Origin of the sequence: Pasteurella skyensis, assembly GCF_013377295.1 — a bacterium.
In the GTDB taxonomy this organism is placed as follows: Bacteria; Pseudomonadota; Gammaproteobacteria; order Enterobacterales; family Pasteurellaceae; genus Phocoenobacter; species Phocoenobacter skyensis.
Genome location: NZ_CP016180.1, coordinates 667,404 through 686,947, shown reverse-complemented (window position 1 = coordinate 686,947; position 19,544 = coordinate 667,404). Strand labels below are relative to the sequence as shown.

At 32.3% G+C, this 19,544-nt stretch carries 21 protein-coding genes; 9 read left to right on the top strand and 12 right to left on the bottom strand.

All coding sequences use genetic code 11. The features are described from left to right. Positions 1–50 precede the first annotated feature (50 nt). The 3 genes from lrp to yciH form a co-directional block, all read right to left on the bottom strand. Complete coding sequence (gene lrp, locus A6B44_RS03200) at positions 51–533, bottom strand: leucine-responsive transcriptional regulator Lrp (protein ID WP_090921341.1); 483 nt, start codon at positions 531–533, stop codon at positions 51–53. A 176-nt stretch (positions 534–709) separates the two neighbouring features. Then, positions 710–1,249 carry a hypoxanthine phosphoribosyltransferase gene (gene hpt, locus A6B44_RS03195; protein WP_090921340.1) on the bottom strand — a complete coding sequence of 180 codons (540 nt, stop codon included), beginning with the start codon at positions 1,247–1,249 and terminating at the stop codon, positions 710–712. A 3-nt stretch (positions 1,250–1,252) separates the two neighbouring features. After that, complete coding sequence (gene yciH / locus A6B44_RS03190; RefSeq protein WP_090921339.1) at positions 1,253–1,564, bottom strand: stress response translation initiation inhibitor YciH; 312 nt, start codon at positions 1,562–1,564, stop codon at positions 1,253–1,255. Positions 1,565–1,852: 288 nt separating this feature from the next. Here yciH and A6B44_RS03185 point away from each other — a divergent pair, with 288 nt between their 5' ends. Continuing rightward, a complete protein-coding gene (locus A6B44_RS03185; RefSeq protein WP_090921338.1) occupies positions 1,853–3,142 on the top strand; it encodes a dicarboxylate/amino acid:cation symporter in 1,290 nt (429 codons plus the stop codon). Further along, positions 3,130–3,840: a cysteate racemase gene (cuyB, locus tag A6B44_RS03180; protein WP_090921337.1), complete on the top strand. Its 711-nt coding sequence runs from the start codon at positions 3,130–3,132 to the stop codon at positions 3,838–3,840. Before A6B44_RS03185 ends, cuyB begins: the two co-directional genes overlap by 13 nt. A 26-nt stretch (positions 3,841–3,866) precedes the next feature. Here the strand turns inward: cuyB and A6B44_RS03175 are convergent, their stop codons facing one another. Further along, entirely contained in the window at positions 3,867–4,421 is a 555-nt protein-coding gene (locus tag A6B44_RS03175; RefSeq protein ID WP_218061387.1) for a YqiA/YcfP family alpha/beta fold hydrolase, read from the bottom strand. A gap of 218 nt (positions 4,422–4,639) precedes the next feature. Between A6B44_RS03175 and metG the strand changes: the two genes are divergently transcribed. The 7 genes from metG (at position 4,640) to arcA (ending at position 10,964) form a co-directional block, all read left to right on the top strand. Next, positions 4,640–6,691: a methionine--tRNA ligase gene (gene metG / locus A6B44_RS03170; RefSeq protein ID WP_090921335.1), complete on the top strand. Its 2,052-nt coding sequence runs from the start codon at positions 4,640–4,642 to the stop codon at positions 6,689–6,691. A gap of 11 nt (positions 6,692–6,702) precedes the next feature. Beyond that, positions 6,703–6,978, top strand: coding sequence for a cell division protein FtsB (gene ftsB, locus A6B44_RS03165; protein ID WP_090921334.1), 276 nt, complete (start codon positions 6,703–6,705; stop codon positions 6,976–6,978). A gap of 15 nt (positions 6,979–6,993) precedes the next feature. Then, positions 6,994–7,698 carry a 2-C-methyl-D-erythritol 4-phosphate cytidylyltransferase gene (gene ispD, locus A6B44_RS03160; protein ID WP_090921333.1) on the top strand — a complete coding sequence of 235 codons (705 nt, stop codon included), beginning with the start codon at positions 6,994–6,996 and terminating at the stop codon, positions 7,696–7,698. Continuing rightward, entirely contained in the window at positions 7,695–8,171 is a 477-nt protein-coding gene (ispF, locus tag A6B44_RS03155; protein ID WP_090921332.1) for a 2-C-methyl-D-erythritol 2,4-cyclodiphosphate synthase, read from the top strand. Before ispD ends, ispF begins: the two co-directional genes overlap by 4 nt. 12 nt (positions 8,172–8,183) lie before the next feature. Further along, on the top strand, positions 8,184–9,443 hold the full coding sequence (nadR, locus tag A6B44_RS03150; RefSeq protein ID WP_090921331.1) for a multifunctional transcriptional regulator/nicotinamide-nucleotide adenylyltransferase/ribosylnicotinamide kinase NadR: 1,260 nt from the start codon (positions 8,184–8,186) through the stop codon (positions 9,441–9,443). Further along, positions 9,443–10,126, top strand: coding sequence for a metallophosphoesterase family protein (locus tag A6B44_RS03145; protein WP_090921330.1), 684 nt, complete (start codon positions 9,443–9,445; stop codon positions 10,124–10,126). The genes nadR and A6B44_RS03145 overlap by 1 nt, the downstream gene beginning before the upstream one ends. 124 nt (positions 10,127–10,250) lie before the next feature. Further along, a complete protein-coding gene (gene arcA / locus A6B44_RS03140) occupies positions 10,251–10,964 on the top strand; it encodes a two-component system response regulator ArcA (RefSeq protein WP_090921329.1) in 714 nt (237 codons plus the stop codon). A gap of 115 nt (positions 10,965–11,079) precedes the next feature. Here arcA and A6B44_RS03135 read toward each other — a convergent pair whose 3' ends face one another. From A6B44_RS03135 to A6B44_RS03100, 8 genes are read right to left on the bottom strand one after another with little or no spacing between them, the layout of a single operon-like run. Continuing rightward, positions 11,080–12,960 (bottom strand): polysaccharide biosynthesis protein, encoded by a 1,881-nt coding sequence (locus A6B44_RS03135; RefSeq protein WP_090921328.1) that lies wholly within the window; start codon positions 12,958–12,960, stop codon positions 11,080–11,082. Further along, on the bottom strand, positions 12,957–13,511 hold the full coding sequence (locus A6B44_RS03130) for a sugar transferase (RefSeq protein WP_090921327.1): 555 nt from the start codon (positions 13,509–13,511) through the stop codon (positions 12,957–12,959). The genes A6B44_RS03135 and A6B44_RS03130 overlap by 4 nt, the downstream gene beginning before the upstream one ends. A gap of 3 nt (positions 13,512–13,514) precedes the next feature. Next, positions 13,515–14,411, bottom strand: coding sequence for an NAD-dependent epimerase/dehydratase family protein (locus A6B44_RS03125; RefSeq protein WP_090921326.1), 897 nt, complete (start codon positions 14,409–14,411; stop codon positions 13,515–13,517). Beyond that, positions 14,408–15,535 carry a glycosyltransferase family 4 protein gene (locus tag A6B44_RS03120; RefSeq protein ID WP_090921325.1) on the bottom strand — a complete coding sequence of 376 codons (1,128 nt, stop codon included), beginning with the start codon at positions 15,533–15,535 and terminating at the stop codon, positions 14,408–14,410. The genes A6B44_RS03125 and A6B44_RS03120 overlap by 4 nt, the downstream gene beginning before the upstream one ends. After that, complete coding sequence (locus tag A6B44_RS03115; protein ID WP_090921324.1) at positions 15,536–16,282, bottom strand: DUF2334 domain-containing protein; 747 nt, start codon at positions 16,280–16,282, stop codon at positions 15,536–15,538. Further along, complete coding sequence (locus A6B44_RS03110) at positions 16,279–17,331, bottom strand: glycosyltransferase (RefSeq protein ID WP_090921323.1); 1,053 nt, start codon at positions 17,329–17,331, stop codon at positions 16,279–16,281. The genes A6B44_RS03115 and A6B44_RS03110 overlap by 4 nt, the downstream gene beginning before the upstream one ends. Continuing rightward, positions 17,318–18,472, bottom strand: a complete 1,155-nt coding sequence (locus A6B44_RS03105; protein ID WP_090921322.1) for a hypothetical protein — start codon at positions 18,470–18,472, stop codon at positions 17,318–17,320. Before A6B44_RS03105 ends, A6B44_RS03110 begins: the two co-directional genes overlap by 14 nt. 54 nt (positions 18,473–18,526) lie before the next feature. Further along, the gene (locus A6B44_RS03100; RefSeq protein WP_090921321.1) at positions 18,527–19,543 is read right to left on the bottom strand and encodes an ATP-grasp domain-containing protein; all 1,017 of its coding nucleotides are present in this window, start codon (positions 19,541–19,543) and stop codon (positions 18,527–18,529) included. Position 19,544 lies beyond the last annotated feature (1 nt).

Below are 19,544 nucleotides of genomic sequence, written 5' to 3'. Positions count from 1 at the left end.
AGTTGAATTAACTTATCTTTTCCTTTTAAACCTTTTGTCACTTGAATGTCCTATTTTAATTGTAAATAATTACTCTGCTTTACTTCTTCCATTACTACATAAGTACGAGTGTCATTCACTCCAGGTAAACGTAATAATGTTGTGCCTAATAATTCACGATAAGCCACCATATCAGCAACACGAGCCTTTAATAAATAATCAAAATCTCCTGAAACAAGGTAGCACTCTTGAATTTCATCTAATTTAGAAACTGCTTGATTAAATTCCTGAAAAATATCAGGTTTTCCTCTAATAAGAGTAATCTCAACCACAATTAATAATGGTTTATTTAATAAAGTTGGATTTAATAAAGCACGATATCCTGTAATAATATTTTGTTTTTCTAAACGCTTAACCCTCTCTAAACAAGGTGTTGGAGAAAGCCCTACTCGCTTCGATAACTCAATATTTGATATTCTCCCATTATGCTGTAGCTCATCGAGAATTTTATAGTCAATATCATCTAATGGCTTTATTATTTTTTTAGACTTCATTACATTCCCTTAATTAAATCATAGCTGATAATAAATAGATAGCATCACTACATTTATGCTAAATATTCCACTATTTTAGGAGAATTTTAAAATTTTTCCACTATATTTATATAAATAAAACCGCTTGTCTATTTCAACAAGCGGTCTCTTTCTCTTCATTTTTTGCAAAAAATTGATTACTCGTCCATCACTACTTTACCAATGTAGTTCAGATGACGATATTTTTGTGCATAATCAATACCATAGCCAACCACAAATTCATCAGGTATTTCAAAGCCAACCCAATCAACTCGAACATTGACTTCTCGACGAGAGGGTTTATCCAATAATGTGCAAATTGTTACTGATTTTGGAGAGCGCAACAATAACATTTCTTTAATCTTATTAAGGGTAAATCCAGTATCGATAATATCTTCTACAATAAGTACATCTTTACCATTTATGTCGCCATCAAGATCTTTTAAGATTTTCACATCTCTATTGGACTCCATAGTTAAACCGTAGCTTGATGCAGTCATAAAATCAACTTCTACTGGCAAATCAAGTAAACGTACTAAATCTGCCATAAACATAAAGGAGCCTCTTAGCAATCCAATCACAACAAGGCTTTCACAATCCTGTTTTTGATAATGCTCATTAATTTGTTTTGCTAAAACTGCAATTCTTTCATTTATCTCTGATGTTGAAAGTAATGTTTCTATATGATACTTCTTCATTTGTTAACCACCTGAAAATTTGACTGTAAAATTTTTTTGTTCTAAAAATTGCTTAATGACTTCTCGTTTATCGCCCTGAATCTCGATAACACCTTGTTTCACTGAACCACCTGAACCACAACATTTTTTCAATGCCTTTGCTAGTTCTAACAAAGCTTTTTCATCAAGTTCTAAACCTGAAATGACACACACACCTTTGCCCTTTCGACCCGCTGTTTGGCGTTGTATTCTAACAATGCCATCCCCCTTTTTAGGAGTAACCTTCTCTTTTGAAGGCTTAATACGTCCGACTTCTGTTGAATATACTAATGTCATATATAACCAATTAAATAATGTTGAACTAAAAATAAATTGACTTAAATACTAAAAACTTTGCATATTCTAAAGCAAGAGTAACCTTCAAACAAGTTATTAACACTTTGTATATCACAATATTTTTAACTTAACTAAGCGGTTACATTAAACTTAAAATTTACACATTTCAAAAAAAAAGTTAAAGAGTATTGTAGTTAATTCAAATACCTCTTATAATTTGTAATTAAAATTACTAATTTATCAAATTAAATTAATTTATATAACCTCATTTTACAGGAGTAAATTTAAATGCAAAAAAAATCAATGTTTTCATGGTACTTTCAGAGTAACCTGTTAGTTAGGATTCTACTTGGATTAGTTCTTGGTGGAATTGTTGGGATTTTATTTAGTGATAACAAAGAGATTATCCCTTATATTTCGCCATTCGGTGATATCTTTATTCGTTTATTAAAAATGATCGTATTACCTGTTATCGTTGCCAGCCTAATAGTAGGTGCGGCGAGTATTGAACCTTCTCGTCTAGGTAAAATTGGGGTAAAAATCTTAGCGTTTTATGTTTTAACTTCATTCTTTGCTATTGTAGTAGGTCTCTTTTTTGGACAACTTTTCTCACCTGGAGAAGGATTAAATCTTATAGGTTCAGCAGGTGCCGTTGCTAAAACGACCACTGCACCTACTCTTGTTGAAGTATTCACTAATATGATTCCAAAAAATCCATTTAGTGCTATTTCTGGAGGACGTGTTTTACCTACTATTATTTTCTGTTTATTCTTTGGTTTATCTCTTGCCTACTGTCGTGAAAGTGAACAAAAAAATATAAAAGAATCCGCTGAAGTGGTTTATCGCTTCTTTGAAGGTGTTGGTGAAATTATCTTTAAAATTGTAGGTTGGATTATGCAATATGCGCCAATCGGTGTTTTTGCTTTAATTTTTACCGTATTCGCTAAAAATGGTAGTGATGCTTTTGGGCCATTACTAGATGTAACAGGCACAGTTTATACAGCACTTATTACACAAGGTCTTGTGGTTTATGGTGTATTAGCTATTTTATTCAAACTAAACCCACTTAAATTCTTTAAACGTGTTATTCAACCAATGGTGACGGCATTTGTTACTCGTAGTTCAGGTGGTACATTAGCGGTGTCAATGGAAACGGCTGAACACGAAATGGGAATACATCGTAATGTTTATGGTTTTACCCTTCCAATTGGTGCGACCATTAATATGGACGGAACAACTATCTACTTAGGGGTTTGTGCAATGTTTATTGCTAACGCTGTGGGGATTCCTTTAGATTTCTCCGCTCAAGCCACCATTATCATTACCGCAGTGCTAGCGTCTGTAGGAACAGCAGGAGTTCCAGGTGCGGGAGCAATTATGCTATTAATGGTATTAGAAAGTGTGGGTTTAAAAGTAGAAGAAGGTTCTGCTGTGGCAGTGGCTTACGCAATGATTTTTGGTATTGATGCATTACTAGATATGGGACGTACTTCAATGAACGTTGTTGGTGATATGCTAGGTACTGCAGCAGTTGCTAAAAGTGAAAATGAAATGGATATGTCTAAATGGGAAGACTAACCTCTCCTAAAAGATTAGGTATTATGGGCGGAATGGGTCCTATGGCAACGGTGGATTTATATAGTAAAATCATTGCCTTGACCCCCGCTAGTTATGATCAAGAACATATTCCTGTTGTGATTGATAGCTTTCCTCAAATTGAGGATCGTACTGCCTATATTTTAGAACAAGGTGAAACACCATTACCAAAAATGCTAGAATCTGCTACTCGTCTTAAACAGGCGGGAGCAGAGGCTCTTTTAATTGCGTGTAATACCGCACATTACTTTGCAGAATCTATTCAACAGCAAATTGATATCCCTATTATCAGTATTATTGATGCAACTATTGCAGAATTAGAAAGTTGTAATCAAAAAAGTAATAAATTGAAAAAAATTGCCGTGCTAGCAACAAATGGCACAATAAAAAGTCAGTTATATCAAACAAAATTGACCTTATCAGGATTTGAAGTCGTGAACCTCAGCCCATCACAACAAAAAATATTGATGGACTGTATCTATTTAGGTGCAAAAGCAAATAAGGTGACTGAATATCAAGATGATTTTCAAACACTTATTGATAGTATAGAAGCTGATGCTTATATTGCAGCTTGCACTGAAATTCCTTTATTCACTCCTCATTTAAAGGGTGGATATTGTGTCATTGATGCAACACTTGCTCTCGCTAAAAAAGCAGTCATATTTGCACAAGAAAACTAACTGCTTCCATTCCTTGATGTGACAACTTAAAACTCATCAATAAATGTAATCAATTGTTTAAAACGACTAAAACTGTGGTTACCACCATTTAAGATCAATTGATTACATTCTTTATATAATTCAATAGCTTGACGATAATCCAATGTTTCATCTTCTTTTTCAATCATCAATAAAAAATTATTCGGATGTTGAATTACATATGGTGTCATCTCATTTAACGTATCCACATCTTGCTGGGTAAAAGAAAGATTTTCACTGGAATGCCACGCTTTATGTACTCCAATTTTTTGTTTCAACAACTCTCCCGCTCTCACTGCTGGATTAATTAATACCGCTTTTAAATCGAACTCTTCACTCAAAATAGTGGCATAGAACCCACCTAGGGAACTTCCCACTAATTTAACAGGTTGATCTAACGAAATAATTTGTTTTCTGAGAAGCTGAATCGCAAGTTTAGGATCAGCAGGTAAGTCAGGACAAATCCACTCTTGCGCTCTCCCCTGCTGTGATAACCACTGCTTTAATTGCTGCGCTTTGGCAGACTGTGATGATGATAAAAAACCGTGAATATATAGAAACATAATAAATGCCCTATCAGTAAAAATAGAACTAAGAATTGTATTCCTTTCATTAAAATATTCAATCTTTTAATGATATTTGGTCGTCTCTATTTTGCAAATTTTTAAAAGTATCGTACCGCTACAAAAATATCATTTTCCTTTGATACAAATATAGAAAATTTTGGTTATTTCCGTTATAATTGTCGAGTTTTCCTTTCAAAATTTAATTGAGAATAATAATGTTAAATCAAAATCGTAAAATGTTAGTGACTTGTGCCTTGCCTTATGCAAATGGGGCGATTCATTTAGGGCATATGCTTGAGCATATTCAAGCGGATATTTGGGTGCGTTTTCAACGTATGCGTGGTAATGAAGTGTATTTTGTGTGTGCTGATGATGCGCACGGTACCCCAATTATGTTAAACGCTGATAAACTTGGAATCACGCCAGAGCAGTTAATTGAACAGGCTAAAATAGGGCATACGGCTGATTTTGAAGGCTTTAATATTAGTTTTGATAATTATCATTCTACTCATAGCGATGAAAATCGTCATATCACAAGTGAAATTTATAAAAAATTAAAAGCAAATGGTTTTATTAAAACTAAAGTGATTTCACAACTTTTTGATCCTGAAAAACAGATGTTTTTACCTGATCGTTTTGTAAAAGGGACTTGCCCAAAATGTAAAGCAGAAGATCAATATGGCGATAACTGTGAAGCTTGTTCTGCAACTTATAGTCCTATGGATTTGATTAATCCACATTCGGCAGTTTCAGGTGCAACGCCAATCACTAAAGAGTCAGAACACTTTTTCTTTGATTTGCCAAGTTTTGAGGAAATGTTAAAAGAATGGACACGTTCAGGTTCATTACAAACTGAAATTGCCAATAAAATGCAAGAGTGGTTTGAAAGCGGTTTGCAACAATGGGATATCAGCCGTGACGCCCCTTATTTTGGGTTTAAAATTCCTGATACCGAAGATAAATATTTCTACGTGTGGCTAGATGCTCCAATTGGTTATATGGCATCGTTTAAAAATTATTGTGATCGTACAGGTGTGAATTTTGATGAGTTTTGGAATAAAGACAGTGAAGCAGAACTTTATCACTTTATTGGTAAAGATATTGTTTATTTCCACAGTCTATTCTGGCCAGCAATGCTAGAAGGTGCGGGATTGCGTAAGCCGACTAATATTTTCACACACGGCTATGTAACCGTAAATGGCGAAAAAATGTCAAAATCACGTGGGACATTTATTCAAGCAAGCACCTACTTAAAACATATCGACCCTGAATGTTTACGCTATTATTATGCAGCCAAATTACATAATCGTATTGAAGATTTAGATTTCAACTTAGAAGATTTTGTACAGCGTGTAAACAGCGATATCGTAAATAAATTAGTGAATTTAGCCTCTCGTAATGCAGGCTTTATCAAAAAACGTTTTGATAATCAATTAAGCAGTAAACTTGATGATGAGGCACTTTTCGCTGAATTTACTGAAAAATCGCAGCAAATCGCAGCATTTTATGAAGATCGTGAATACAGCAAAGCGATTCGTGAAATTATGGCATTAGCAGATAAAGCAAATAAATACGTGGACGAAAAAGCTCCTTGGCTCTTAGCCAAAGAAGAAGGCAAAGAGGAGGAGTTACACAATATTTGTTCTATGGGTATTCAGTTATTCCGTGTTTTAATGACCTACTTAAAACCAGTAATGCCAGTACTTGCTGAAAAATCAGAAGCCTTCTTACAAACAGAATTAACGTGGAACAATATTGCAACACCATTATTGGCACATCCAGTTTCACCTTTTAAAGCGTTATTCTCTCGTTTGGAACAAAAACAAACGGACGCTGTAGTTGAAGAGACTAAGGCATTATTTGAAGCAACACAAAAAATTGCAAAAAATGCTCAAGAACATACCGCTTGTTCAGATGCAAACATTGAACCAATCGCACCTGAAATTACCATTGATGATTTTGCTAAGATTGATATGCGTGTGGCGAAAGTATTGAAATGTGAAGAAGTGAAAGAATCTAAAAAACTATTACGTTTTCAACTAGATTTAGGGGATCATCAACGTGAAGTGATTTCAGGCATTAAAGCCGCCTATTCTAATCCTCAAGAATTAGAAGGACGTTTTGTGATTATGGTCGCTAACCTTGCTCCTCGTAAAATGAAATTTGGTACCTCAGAAGGGATGATTTTATCAGCGGGAACAGGTGGTTCGGATCTATTCTTACTTTCAGCAGACAGTGGCGTGACTGCAGGTATGCAAGTCAAATAATAGGATACAGAATGCGTTTGTTAATTGCTTTTCTTGCTTTACTTTTAGTGATTTTTCAAAGCTATTTTTGGATTGGTAAAAATGGTTGGAGTGAACATAGAAGAACTCAAATCAATGTTGCCAAACTCAATGCTGAAATAGCACAATTAACGGCTCGAAATAATAAAATTATTGCCGAGATTGAAGATTTAACTAATGGCGTTGATGCACTAGAAGAACGAGCTAGAATGGAATATGAACAAATTAAGCAAGATGAAGTTTTTTATCGTGTGGTACATAAAAACTAATTTGAAGGAGAGATAATGTTACGCCAAATTACTGCGATTATCCCTGCATCTGGAGTAGGTTCAAGAATGAATGCTGACATTCCGAAGCAATATTTACAATTGCAAGGAAAAACAATTTTAGCACATTCTATTGAACCTTTTTTGCAACATCCTCAAATTCACAACGTTATTGTCGCTGTTTCGCCAGAAGATACATTTTATTCAAATCTTACTATTTTAAAATCAGATAAAGTTCAAATTGTATATGGAGGCAAGACTCGAGCAGAGTCTGTTTTCAATGCCTTACAAATTGTTGATGATACTAATTGGGCACTAGTGCACGATGCGGCTCGACCTTGTTTGAAGCGGTCAGATCTTGATAAGATTTTGCAAATTAATGATGAAAATGGTGCTATTTTAGCAACTATTACAACAGATACTATAAAACGAACAAATAAAGAAAATAGAATTATTAGTACGGAAGATCGTTGCTCCTTATGGCGAGCCTTAACCCCTCAATTTTTTAATGCTGGATTATTAAAAAAAGCATTAATCAATGCATTTGAACAAAACTTAACAGTAACGGACGAAGCTTCTGCGATGGAACTATTAGGTTATTCTCCTTTACTCGTACAGGGTCGTTCAGATAATCTAAAAATTACCCATTCTGAAGATTTAGCGTTAGCTGAATTTTATTTAGCAAAAAATAACGCAAATACCAACATAAGGAAGGAAGAATGATTAGAATAGGACACGGATTTGATGTACATAGTTTTGGTAGTGATTCTCCTTTGATCATCGGAGGCGTCACTATTCCTTATGATAGAGGGTTTATCGCTCATTCTGATGGTGATGTCGCATTACACGCACTCACTGATGCACTACTCGGTGCAGTTGCTTTGGGTGATATTGGCAAACTTTTTCCAGATACAGACCCTCAATTTAAAGATGCTAACAGTCGTGGCTTAATGATGGATGCTTATCAAAAAGTACGACAATGTGGTTATAAAGTGGGGAATGTTGATATCACCATTATCGCACAAGCCCCTAAAATGCGCCCTTATATCGATCAAATGCGACAAAGTATTGCGGATGATTTGCAATGTGATGTAATGCAAATCAATGTGAAGGCAACAACAACCGAAAAACTAGGATTTACTGGTCGTGGTGAGGGTATCGCTTGTGAAGCCGTCGCTTTATTAATAAAAATCTAAGGACTTATTATTATGAGCAATTTTGCTTATCTTCAACAAAAACGTAAACAATTAAAATTAAAAGTAAACGATGTTTGTGAAAAGGCAGGTGTTACCCGTGCTTATTTTAATCAGCTCGTCACTGGTAAAATTAAAAATCCCAGTGCAATTAAACTAAAAGCATTACATACTGTACTAGATATTACTGAGCATACAAATCAGCGTGTTGGTGTCATTTTTGGTAAATTTTATCCTGTACATACTGGACATATCAATATGATTTATGAAGCTTTCAGTAAAGTAGATGTGCTTCATATTATTGTCTGTACTGAAGCTGAACGAGATTTAAAACTGTTTCAAAATAGTAAAATGAAACGAATGCCTACCAATGAAGATCGCCTACGCTGGATGCAACAAATCTTTAAATATCAACAAAAACAAATTTTTATTCACCACTTAGTGGAAGATGGACTTCCTCCTTATCCAGAAGATTGGGGCGGATGGGCAGAGAGAGTTAAAACCCTTTTTGAGCAAAAAGGTATTCAGCCAAAGACGGTTTTTTGCAGTGAACCACAAGATAAAGCCCCTTACGAAAAATACTTAGGATTAAATGTGCATTTGGTTGATCCTACACGTAGTTCATTTAACATTTCTGCCACTCAAATACGTAATCATCCTTTTAAATATTGGCAATTTATTCCAAAAGAAGTACGTCCCTTCTTCGTTAAAACAGTGGCTATTTTAGGGGGAGAAAGTAGTGGAAAAAGTGTTCTTGTGAGTAAACTTGCTAACGTATTTAATACTACTTCTGCTTGGGAATATGGTCGTGAATATGTCTTCTCTGAATTAGGTGGTAATGAGCAGGCATTGCAATACTCTGACTACCCACAAATTGTATTAGGACATAAACATTATATTGATTATGCAATGCGACACGCCAATAAGGTTGCCTTTATTGATACGGATTTTATTACAACTCAAGCTTTTTGTATTCAATATGAAGGTAAAGCACATCCATTTTTAGATTCTGTCATTAAAGAATATCCTCTTGATGTGGTGATTTTACTCTCTAATAACACAAAATGGGTTGATGATGGACTGCGTAGTCTTGGTTCAGAAAAACAACGTCAAAAATTCCAAAATTTATTAAAAAAATTGCTCATTAAATATCAGGTTCCTTACATTGAAATTCAGTCACCTAGCTATTTAGAGCGTTATAATCAAACAAAAGATATTGTGGAAGCAATTTTAAACGATGCACCACTGCCATTAACTGATAGTGAGAAAAAATAATGATACTTTTTGCTGGAGATCCTCACGGTTGCTACGAACATCTCTACCCTTTTGTTAAAGAGAGAGAAAATGTTGCATTGGTAATCTTAGGTGATTTACAGCTTACTAGCTGTGATGAATTAGATAAATTAGCACAGTATTGTGACATTTGGTTTATTCACGGCAATCACGATAGTAAAACAATTGAAGCATATGAAGCAATTTGGGGAAGTCATTGGAAAACACGTAACCTACATGGACGTGTTGTAGATATTCAAGGTACTAAAATTGCAGGATTAGGCGGTGTATTTCGAGGGCATATTTGGATGCCTCCTAATAGACCAATGTTTCTCGATCATATTCATTATTGTCAATATAACCCTGGAAAAATTTGGCGGGGAGGTATTTCACTTCGTCATCGAGCCTCCATTTTTCCTTCTGATATTGAAATATTAGAAAAGCAAAAAGCAGATATCCTTATTTGCCACGAAGCACCAGAGCCTCATCCAAAAGGTTTTGGCGTAATTAATCAACTAGCACGTAAAATGAAGGTAAAGAAGATTTTTCATGGTCACCATCACGAAAATTTTAATTATAAGACTATGAATCATAAAAAAGAATATGACATATATAATATTGGATTTCGTAGTTTAGCAGATGTTGACGGAAATTATTTACATATTAGTATTGATAATAGGAAATAAACCCTGTAGGATTAACCCGAAATTTACAAAATTTGACTTTAAATTAATATACATCAATTACTTTATCAAAAAAACTTAGCATTAAAGTAACATTTTTAACATTTAATCAAAAAAGAGGATAAAGATGCAAGATCCACAAATTCTGATTGTCGAAGATGAAGCGGTTACTCGTAATACTCTAAAAACTATTTTTGAAGCAGAAGGATATAATGTCTTTGAAGCAACGAATGGGAATGAAATGTCAGCTGTATTAAAACAACAACTGATCCATCTAGTTATTATGGATATTAACCTACCAGGGAAAAATGGGCTTATTCTTGCTCGTGAATTGCGTGAAAATACTAATATCGCATTGATATTTTTGACTGGTAGAGATAACGAAATTGATCGTATCTTAGGACTTGAAATTGGTACGGATGACTATATCACTAAGCCATTTAACCCACGTGAACTTACTATCCGTGCAAGAAATTTGCTTCATCGAACAATGAATGAAGATAATGATAAAAACAAAGATCTTGGTGTAGAAAGCTATCATTTTAATGGCTGGACCCTTGATGTTAATAGTCGTACTCTAATTACTCCTGATCAACAAGTCACCAAATTACCTAGAAGTGAATTCCGTTTATTACAACATTTCTGCGAAAATCCAGGAAAAATCCAAACTCGTGAAACTTTACTCTATACAATGACAGGGCGTGAATTAAAGCCTCATGATAGAACAGTTGATGTGACAATTCGTCGAATTAGAAAACACTTTGAAGCTCATCCTGCAACTCCTGAAATTATTATTACTATTCATGGAGAGGGATACCGTTTTTGTGGTACATTAGAGTAATGTATAACAAGAAAAAGCAGTAACAGATTAAAAATGCGAGCTACTTTATCAAATAAGAGCTCGCATTTTTAATGATAGAACCAATGAGTTTTCCTCACTCCAAATGAGCTATTCCTCAATTACGTAAGATATCACACACAGGATCCGTTGGGTTAAAATCTGTTGGCGCGGCTAATAATAATTCTCTAATTTTAGTTGGTTCAAATGATTTACAAGCCTCCTCTAATTTTAATAAAATGACTTCTAACTCTTCCCAACTCAACATTTTTTCTTTCGTAGTCATAATTCTTGAATGATTAGTACTCTTAGCATTATCGCCAATAAGTAATTCTTCATATAACTTCTCTCCAGGGCGTAATCCTGTTACTTTGATTTCAATATCACCATTAGGAGAATATTCATCTTTTGGCGTAAAGCCACTTAAATGAATCATTTGACGAGCCAAATCTATAATTTTGACCGACTCTCCCATATCCAATAAGAATACATCGCCTCCTTTACCCATTGCTCCAGCTTGAATAACAAGTTGCGCAGCTTCTGGAATTGTCATAAAAAAACGCGTTATATCTTTATGAGTAATAGTTACAGGACCACCTCTAGCAATTTGTTTTTCAAACAACGGAATAACAGAGCCTGAAGAACCAAGTACATTACCAAATCGCACCATACAAAAACGTGTACTATGATCTTTTTTATCAGCTAGCGCTTGTAACACTAATTCAGCCATACGCTTGGTCGTTCCCATTGTATTAGTAGGGCGCACTGCTTTATCTGTTGAAATTAAAACAAAAGTTTCAACCTCTGCATTTATTGCCGCTTGAGCACAGTGCAACGTGCCAAAAATATTATTACGAACCCCTTCAATAGTATTATACTCCACCAAAGGTACGTGCTTATATGCTGCTGCATGATAAACGGTTTCAACCTGAAACTGCTTCATTAACTTAGTTAATCGATTCTGATGTTGCACAGATCCCATTGCAGGGATGATCTTAATATCCAAATTATTCTGAGTAATATACTCTGATAACTCTTTTTCAATGCTATACAAAGAAAATTCTGATAATTCAAATAAAACAAGTTTTCGGGGTAATTGTTGAATAATTTGACGACACAGTTCAGAGCCTATAGAGCCTCCTGCACCTGTTACCATTACTATCTTATCTCTAATATTCTTTGACATTAACTCAGGAATAGGAGCAACGGCATCACGCCCCAATAAATCCATAATAGATACTTTTTTAAGAGAACTTACACTTATTTTCCCTTCTACTAAATCTTTCAATCCAGGCATTGTAAGCACCTTACAAGGCAAATGCTCTATCTTTTGAAGAATGGCTCTTTGTTCTGCTTTTGTTGCACTTGGCATTGCAAGCAGTATTGATTCAACTTGATAAGTTTTAATTAACTCAGATAATTTTACAGGAGCATATACTTGTTTATTGAAAATAACCGAACCCTGTAAACGAATATCATCATCTACAAAAGCAACTGGATAATAGGATTGAACTTGTTTTATTGATAATAATAACTGTCGTCCTGACTCTCCTGCACCATAAATAACAACAGGATGATTTAAACCATGATTTTTAGTTTGCAACAACCCTTTTATCGTAAAACGAGAGCCAATCATTAGAACAAGCACCAATAAAAAGTACATAATTGGTACACTACGAGGAAATGGAACTCTCCAGTAAAATGCTATTGTTAGCATCACCAAAACAGAAGAAAAGCTACCCCAAAAAACAATATTGATAATCTTGCCACCAGCATATCGCATTACAGCACGATACAGTCCCAAGCGAGCAAAAATAAAAATACTAATAATAATAGTACTAACTAAAATTTCCCAGTTAATAACATCTTTCCACTCTGCTTTAATCGGTACACGCAAAGCCAAAGATACCCAAAAAGCACAAAATATTAAGATTATGTCATGTAATACAAAAATTAATTTTTTACTCCAACGAGGGAGGTTTAGTAAGATATTTATCATTGTTTTTTCACTCTATCACCCTGTCCTTTACCTCCTACAGTTGCAAATATATACCAAAAATAATTTTTAAGATTATAATTTGCAATCATTTCAGCATCTTTTTCTGCTAATTTTTGAGGCGTAGACATATCTATTTCATTAATTTGAGATAACCCTGTTATTCCAGGAACAACACTATAAACACCCAATTTATCTCTTTCTTCAATAAGCTCTTTTTGGTTAAATAAGTTTGGACGAGGTCCTACCAAACTCATATCTCCTTTTAACACATTCAACAATTGTGGTAACTCATCTAATTTTGTTCGTCTTAAAAAACTGCCAAACTTAGTAATAGACGAAGTACTTGCCAAGTGTGATGCAACAGATTCTGTTTCAAGAGACATTGTTCTAAACTTTATTAGATTAAAAGGCTTTTTATTTTTTCCAACTCGTTCTTGAATAAAAATGGGTGAACCTGTATCAAATAACCCAATAATATATAATATTATTCCTACTGGAAGTAAAAATAAGATGCCAAAAAACGAAAATACAAAATCAAGTACTCGTGTCATAATTTATTCCTTAAAAGATTTAATTGTTTTTATTAGACCCTCTTCTGCAGTTAAAGGTAATTTTTCTATTGCTAATGCTGTTTTTATTTTTTTGTTAGAAACAGCATAATTTTCAGTTAGCTTTTGCAATCTTTCCGAGTTTAATGGTAATCCTAATCTATCCCCGATTTTCGCAACAAATTTAATTAAATTAACAGGAATTTTCCATAAACGAGTTTTTTTTCCTGATGTATTAGCAATAATCTTTATTAGTTGATTGGTAGAAATAGTTTCATCATCTGCTAAATGATAAATTCCTGATGCAATTTCTTTATTATTTAACATCTCACTTATTACATAGTTAAGATTATCCATAGATAAAAAAGAACGTTCATTTTTAAATGATGTCAATGGCCAAGGAATTCCCTTATTTACTATTTTATATAATAAATTTAGGTTTCCTTTATTTCCCTCACCATGAATCATCGTAGGACGAATAATAAACAAACGCTTTCCTTGTGGTAACTCTTTCGATAATAAATATTCTTCCGCCTTCAACTTTGATTTCCCATAAGGCGTTTTAGGAGTTGCTATATAATCTTCACGTAAAAGTCCTTCAACACCATCAGTAGCAGCCTTCACACTACTAAACAAGAAAAAATCTTTTATATCTGAATTTAAAAATTCATCAAATACTTTTATTGTTAAATCCGTATTAACTTTAAAGTATTCATTCTCTTCACTTGTATTGGAAGTATCATGCGCCTTACCTGCTAAATGAATAATTACATCTGCGCCTTTATCAAAAGTAAAATTTTCATTTCGCAATGATACTTTTTCAATTTTATTACCTTTATCTCCTAAATCAGCAGAAAGGTTACTTCCTACAAAACCCGATGCTCCTGTTATTACTATTTTCATTCTAAACCTTTATTATAAATTTCTATATGTTTCGCAATAACATTTTTAACATCAAATTCTTTTTCTGCTTTTTTTCTTGATTTTATTGCCATACTTTTTATCAGCTGTTCATTATTAACTAGTTTCTCTATAGCTTCTGCTAATTCTTTTGATGAACTAACCGATACCTTAAAGCCATTTTCTCCATCTTCAACACACTCATCACAACCTGTTGCATTAGTCGTAACAATAGGTCTTCCAATGGCACAAGCCTCCAATAAAGATTTTGGCATTCCCTCTCTATAGGAAGGCAAAACTACAATATGAGAATCTTTATAAATCTGAACCATATCTTGATGATAACCAATCCATTTTACATAATCCCCATCTTGCCAATTATTCATATATTCTTCCGTAACCCCTGCTTTATTTTCGGTATCTGCCAAACCACATAAAATAAATTGAATTTTATATTGATACTTTAATTTTAACAAATCAGTTGCTTCTTTTAATTCTTTTACGCCCTTATCCCACAACATTCTTGCAGGAAAAAGTATTTTTATTCTATTAAAAGTCGGAAAATCACTATACAAAAATGTATCTAAATCAACCCCTGAACCTTTTATTCTTACAATTTTATTTTTTTCATATACAGCTCCAAGTTTTTTTAACTCTCTCTCATCATCACTATTTTGAAATATAATAGTCAAATTCTCTCTTTTAAAACCATATTTCATCAATCTAATAATAGACTTGGCGGTAAATGATTTTCTCTTACTTGTAAAATTATACCCCAAGCCACTAATAGCATTTACAACATTTTTTATTTTCAATATCTTTGCTACTACCGAGCCATAAACAACAGGTTTCATTGTAACTTGATGAACAACATCTGGTTGTATTTTTTTATATATTTTGAATAGACTGATAAGTGTTTTTAACTCTTGAAAAGGATTCATCCCTGAACGAGAAAGTGGTAAATTAATGTAATTAATACCGTTATCTATAATTTCCTTACTTCGTCCTGTATCTGCACAAGCTACATAGACATCCCAATCTTGCTTCACTGCTTCTTCAACTATACAAAGCCTATGGGAAATAAAAAACCAATCTACATTTACTACTATTAAAAGTTTCTTTTTCATTTACTTTAATACTTTTTTTAACCTACGCATTGTAAAATACAACACTCTTAAAAACCTATCATACAATGATAAACTAGACAAACTCTTCAAATTTAACTCTCCAAAATTGATGAAATCTTCTCTATTTTCACTAATAAATTTTTCTACTTTATTAAAAGCATTATCATTCATTTCATTCGGATGAAAACAAGCCGTATAATAGCCTGGTAATTTTATTTTTCTAAAACTCCCCATTTGACAAGGAATAAAAGTAAAACCCTGTTCAAAATATGGTTTACTTGCTATCATATCACTAACAATACGAATGTTTGTTTCTTCTTTCATTGCTTTTAATGTATTTTCATCAAAAGAATGTCCAGGTGCAAAAAAATACTTTGGTTCAATTCCATTAGATAAAAAAGTTTCCCACGATTCTTTTATAATTTCTTTTTGCTCTTTTAATGACTTCCCGACAAACTCTGAAAATGAATTAATAGGATTTAATCCTTTATTTTTTCTTAACATACAATACGTATGATTATTTCCGTGTAAAGCAATAGCCCAATCTTTATTTTCCCATTCTTTTACCACATTCCAAAAATTAGGATTAGCATCATCTTTCATCTGCATTTTATCCTGATTATTAGGAATAACACCTACCAATGGCTTTATATTTGCTTCATCAAGAATTTTCTCAAATCTTTGCCACTTTTGCCAATCCATTGTAGGACAAGCATCATCTAATCTGACTAAATATTTTACTTTCATTTCTTTCCTAATTTTTTATTTATTGAATGAATAAAGACATCAATACTTCTTTTTTCTAATTCCTTATCAAATAACAATCTTTCATTTGTTATTGATTTAGATATAGTATGTTCTATCGCACTATATAATTCATTTTTATCATTTGCTTTACAAATTTCAACACCTTTTATTTTATCAATTCCTCCTGCACAACGTGTAGAAACAACTCTTTCATTTTGCAACATCATTTGTAATAATACATTAGGAAAACCTTCTTTTCTTGATGATACAACACACACTTTTGCTTGTCTAAAATAGGGATATACATTTTTTACAAAACCTAATAAATGTACACTTTCAAACAAATCTAATTCTTTAATAAGACCTTCTAATTTTTCTCTTTCATCACCTTCTCCTAAAATTACCAAATTCATTTTGGGATATTTTTTTACAAGTTCAGCAAAAACCTCTATTAAAATATCAAAACCCTTTTCAGGAATTAATCGCCCTGCTCCTACGATAACATTTTCTTTTACTTCAATATCTTCATTAAGAATTTCATCACTTGGCAAAGTAAATAAATTAGGAATTGTTCCAACCTGCATTCTATTAGATAAATAAGGAATATTTTGTAATAAAATTTCTTTCATTAAATCAGATTGGGTAATCAATAAATCAATTTTTCGATATCCTAACCAATAAGCAATTTTATATTTCAAAAGTTTTCTTCCACTATAACGGTCAAAAACAGAAGTAGATTCTCTACAAACTAATTTACTGGTTTTCAAAATCCCCAATGCTCTCAAAAAACCTAAAAGAGCATTTATCATCAAATGTGTTGAAAAAACAACATCAAATTTTTCTTTACTGCAAAACTTTATAAAATTTGTAATACTATTATTACAATAATAAGTTTTTATACTTTCATTTTCCCAAACATCTGTACTTTTTGATTTAAAAAAACAGACCTTACTGTTATTTAAATCATTTTTAGCTAATTGAAATAATAATTGTTCTGCACCGCCTAATTGGTCAGATATAAGGAAATAAGTTTTTTTATTCGTTATCATGTTTGCTATCTCTTTTCTGCCATTTTGCAAAAATCAAAAAACATATTACAGGTACAAACATCCATTTTTGTCTTGATGCCAATCCTAAATTAGCTGTTGTTGTTGCTAATAATACCCAAGAAACAATTGAAAAAGACAACATATAAACATAATTATATCTTATTGTTGATTTCGATTTTTTCAAAAATAAAGCGATTCCTTTAATAAATATTAGTAACAAAAAAACATTCTCTAAACTAGTAAACAAAGCAAAAGAATTATGTGCCTCAAATGGAAAAGGTCTTAAAACATAAGTTATTAATTGCATAGGTAATGATATAGAACTAATATTAAGGCTACTGCCTCCTTGTTGATTTAAAGTTTGCCTATATTGTATATATTCAATCACTCTTGAATAACTAATATCTCCTTGTATACCTACATATTGTATTGCAAAAGGAATGGCAACAAAAGCAACTACTAAACCTATTGCAACAAAAGAAAATTTTATATAAAACTTCGTTTTTGAATAGACCATAACGGATAACATCATTGCTACCAACATTATCATAGCAACATGGGGTCTTACTAAAAACATAAATAACACAGAAATGGAAAACAGAAAATATTTAGGTTTATCAATCATTGAGTATATTGACAAACCAATAGCCATAAATGAAAAAACATCTTTTCCAATAGCCGAAGACCAAAAACTTAATGATGGTAAAAAAATTAACATATAGAAAAAATACTTTTTGCAATTTGATACTTTATACACATTAGTTTTCTTTAATGAAGCAACAAATGCAAAAAAACCAACTACCCCGATCATATTGTATAATAAAAAATTTCCTAAATAAGAAAAACCAAATCCTTTGGTAAAAAAGGATGTAAAATATCTTATAAATTGAGTACCAACACTCACCCCCCCCAAATCCTCTTGTGATGATGCTAAATAATAATCTACACTATCGTAAGTAGAATTAGGAAGCAATGAAATAGTATAATAAATAATAGAAAATAGAGAATGCCACAAGAAAAGTACTACTATCATATTCAAACTTAACTTAAATTTACGACCTATAATGATCGCAAAAATAAAAGTTGTAAAAAATATAACAACACTATACAAATAATCTACTAAATCTAAACTAATATTCATTGTTTACTTCTGCTTATCCAACATCTAATAATTTATCCATAAACGAAAATAAATCTATGCAATAAAATTTTTTATCATTTCATATTGTAAATTCAACGTCTGTTTATGAAAATGCAACTCTTCATCCCAATAACCTTCACATTTATCATATGCCAACATAGAAAATCCAAAACATATTTCAATAATTTTAGGTTTTCTGTCTTTATCATAAACAAAATCAAATCCCAAACAATCATATTTACTTTTTTCTTTTAATTTAAAAGCAATATTAATCATTTCTATATCTATTTTATTTATATCATACACAATTTTCCCACTTCCTGATGCTCTAAAATCATTATCTCTATTAGTTCTAACTATACCTATTGCTTTATCTCCAACAACTACAATACGAGTATCATAATCATTTTTAGGTAAGAAATCTTGATAATAAAAGTAGCCTTTTTCATTTCCTAGACTATTCTGTTTAGAAATAACTCTATAAAAATATCCAAAAACTTTTTTGATTAATAATTTTGGAGATTTAATTGCTTTTGCTATTCGTACTTTTTGTTTTAGATTTCCCAATGGTGCAGAATGTGGAGAAATTCCTATACTAAACATTCTTTTTATGTATTCACTTACTTCATTATAATTATGAATTAGTTTAACATTAGTTGCACCAGCACCACGCTTTAATTTTGCAACGATAGGATAATCTATACTTCTACTTGTCTCTAATGCTTTTTTTTCGTCGAAAAACACATAACTTGGCACAAGTGGTTGATTGAATGATGTTAAAAAATACATTTGAGCAATTTTATCATCAAAATGCCAACGAGCATTAAAATTTGGAAATGTTTTAATTCCCATATTATCGGCAGAATTCATCACATAAGAAAATGCCTGTACATCTATATCATCAGCATGATTAATATGCCACATTAAGTGGGTTACTTTTTCTGAAAGTAATAATTCTAAAATAGTCCCCAAATGACAATTAACTTCTATATAAGAAATATTATTTTCTTTACAATAAGTTATCCATCTATCTGAAAAACTTCCTTCTCTTTTATGTATTGCTATTTTCATA